Annotated in this window: 2 protein-coding genes; one reads left to right on the plus strand and one right to left on the minus strand. The window is 60.9% G+C overall.

Annotated elements, in window-relative coordinates; genetic code table 11:
* Positions 1-73 precede the first annotated feature (73 nt).
* Positions 74-1531, plus strand: a complete 1458-nt coding sequence (locus ACLEJR_RS11150) for an efflux transporter outer membrane subunit (protein WP_440813898.1) — start codon at positions 74-76, stop codon at positions 1529-1531.
* A gap of 196 nt (positions 1532-1727) precedes the next feature.
* On the opposite strand, the gene ACLEJR_RS11155 is transcribed toward ACLEJR_RS11150, so the two are convergent.
* Positions 1728-2348, minus strand: a complete 621-nt coding sequence (locus tag ACLEJR_RS11155) for a TetR/AcrR family transcriptional regulator (RefSeq protein WP_440792017.1) — start codon at positions 2346-2348, stop codon at positions 1728-1730.
* Between the last annotated feature and the right edge of the window lie 538 nt (positions 2349-2886).

Here is a 2886-nt window from a genome sequence, read left to right on the forward strand (position 1 = left end):
GTGACATTCACAGAGATTGACACATTGTGACCATACTATAATATGGTCACAAAATCGATCCCAAGGCCCCTCAATGCCATCGTTCCATCCCCTTGCCTTATTGGTAGGCGCCAGCTTGATGGCTGGCTGCACGGTCGGTCCGGAGTACCAGCGTCCAGACGCTGAGCTTTCAGATCGGTTCCTGGGCCAATCATCTGTCGAACAAAGGCGCGGCACGACGCAGGCCAGCCTCACCACCTGGTGGGAAGGTTTTGGCGATCCGGCGCTAAACGATTTCATTGCCAAGGCCCTGGAACAGAACCTCGACCTTGTCCAGGCATCGGCTCGCGTGGCACAGGCCCGGGCTGGCCTTGGCGCAGCCAATGCCGCCCTGCTGCCCTCGGGAAATATCAGTGGCCAGGCCGCACGCGCCTATCAATCGGTCGAGACGCCACTCGGCCAGGTGCTCGATTCAAACCCCGGCTTTGATCGATATGGAAACGCCTACGAGCTTGACCTGGGCGCGAGCTGGGAACTGGATGTCTTTGGCGGCCTGCGACGTGGGCAGGAAGCCGCGTTGGCCGAGTACCAGGCCTCCGAGGCCGGCGCCGCCGCCACTCGGCTGGCCGTCGCTGCGCAGACCGCGGACATTTACATTGCCCTGCGCGGCTTGCAGACGCGGATCGACATTGCGAACCGCCAGATCAAGACCCAGCAGGACCTGCTGGAGAAAGTCCAGCTGCTCTACACCAAAGGCCTCGCTGCCAGCTATCAGGTGCGCCAGACCGAGGGCGCGCTGGCTCAGGTCCAGGCTACGGTGCCCGTTTTGCAGACCGGCCTGGACGCGGCCATGAATGCCTTGGATGTCATGCTCGGCACGCCGCCAGGAACCCATCGCCGGCAACTGGCCGAAACCCACAGCATTCCCCTGCCCCCACAGATCAGCGGGATGGGAACTCCGGCCGATCTGCTGCGCCGCCGCCCGGATTTGATCGTCGCCGAACGCCGTCTCGCCGCCTCCAACGCTCGCATCGGCGAGGCCATCGCCGAGTACTACCCGAAATTTTCCCTCGGCGCGTTGCTTGGCAGTGCCACCTCCGTATCGGCCGGGCGTCTGTTTTCCGGTGGTGCCAGCCAAGCCTCAGGCGCGCTGGGACTGCGTTGGAGACTGTTCGACTTTGGCCGGATCAACGCACAGATCGACCAGGCCAAGGGACAGGAAGCCGAAGCGCTGGCTGCCTACCGCCAGTCCGCGCTGCGCGCCACCGAGGACGTCGAGAACGCGCTCTCCGCCCTGGTGAACCGAGAGTCCCAGGCCACTACGCTGACCGCAGGCGAAGCGTCACTCAGCGAAGCACGTCAGTCGTCGTTCATCGCCTATCAGAAAGGCGCCGCCAGCCTGATCGACGTGCTCAATGCCGACGAAACGCTGCTCCAGGCATCCGACGCCCGAGCACAAGCGCGGACCGAATCAGCCCGGGCAGCAGTGGCGGCGTTCAGGGCCCTCGGTGGCGGCTGGCAAGCGCCACAGCAGCCCGTGGCGAGTCGATGATCTGACATGAACACCAGGCCCTCGCCGTGAGCATGCTCGCTCCACAGGGTTAGCGCTCATTCCGGTATATCGCTTCTTATTCATTCACGTGACCAGATATGCGAATGGTCACCAATCAAAAAAATCGAGACCAGATAGGTAAATCGGATACAAGGAAGTTGTGGGGATCGGGCGGCCGTCGTTAGCAGCCATCCCCTCAGGGCATCAGGCTGCGCAGGATGAGATTTGCGGTCAGCGTCGGGGCGACCTCGACGTGATCGAGGCTGTACTGCAGCAACAGGGGATTGACGAAAGGCCGAAGGGTCAGGTGGATCGATTCGACGGTTTCATCCAGCGGCGTCTTGCGCTCGAACTCGCCGCTTTCACGGCCTTCGCGCACCACCTGCACCACGAACTGCTTGATCCGTGCGTCATACGCCTGGGAGCTGGGCCAGCGCTCCGAAGCGGAGAATGCGGCAATGTCATAAAGCTTGCGATCATTGAAGAACAGGTCGATTCCAGTGGTGATCAGGGTCTTGACCAGACGACGAAAGCGCTCTGTCGAAGAAAGCCCTTCCTCGCTGATGGCCTCCTCCACGGCCTCGACGATCCGGGCAAGACAGCCAGTACAAATGGCCTCGCCAATCGCTTGCTTGGAATCGAAGAACTTGTAGATGTACGCCTTGGAAAAGCCGATGGCCTTGGCCAGGTCGGACACCGTGGTCTTGGCATAACCGTACTGACTGAAATGCTCTTTGGCCGCCGCGACAATCTGGTCGCGAATGTCATGGTCGGCTGGGCCGCGAGTGCTGGGTGTAGCTGCTGGTGTTTGGTTCATGGGGGCCAGCTTACGCATCCTGGCGCGGGATGACAACGTGTGACTACTTATGAATAACGTCACAAAACGCCCGTTCATCAGTTGCGTAAAAAAAGGGTGAGTGAGTTGCCCGGCGCTCGATCGCGCACCGGCTGATCATAGCGATCGTCCGCTTCTGGCCGAAAAGCTGCCCGCACACTTGCCGGTTTCCCGGTACGCCAGCTCGCGATAACGCCGGCCGATAATTCAGATGATAGACACTGACAATATGCGACAGGTCCGGCCGCTCTAGGCTGCGGACCCGCAGCCATTTGATTGCGTTATGACATCGTACAACCTTTAAAAATTAACTTCCCATCCTCGAAAGCGCTGCTATGTTACGCGCTCGGATTGAACGTCCGAGCGCCGCCAGCGGCTTGCCTCGCTCCCCTTTCCAGATGAGGGCACAGGCTCGTCCCCCGGGACCGTGCGCCGTTCGTTCCAAAGGACAATCGGTTTGCGAAAGTCGCCGCCGTTGCTGCGTGTCGACCGGGATCGCAACCATTTACAGGGAAGTGTC

Origin of the sequence: Pseudomonas sp. SMN5 (genome assembly GCF_052041925.1) — a bacterium.
Taxonomy (GTDB): Bacteria; Pseudomonadota; Gammaproteobacteria; order Pseudomonadales; family Pseudomonadaceae; genus Aquipseudomonas.

Excerpts from the sequence above, each read along its gene's own strand:
- ACLEJR_RS11150 (WP_440813898.1), top strand. The coding sequence starts at position 74 with ATGCCATCGTTCCATCCCCTTGCCTTATTGGTAGGCGCCAGCTTGATG.
- ACLEJR_RS11155 (WP_440792017.1), bottom strand. The coding sequence starts at position 2,348 with ATGAACCAAACACCAGCAGCTACACCCAGCACTCGCGGCCCAGCCGAC.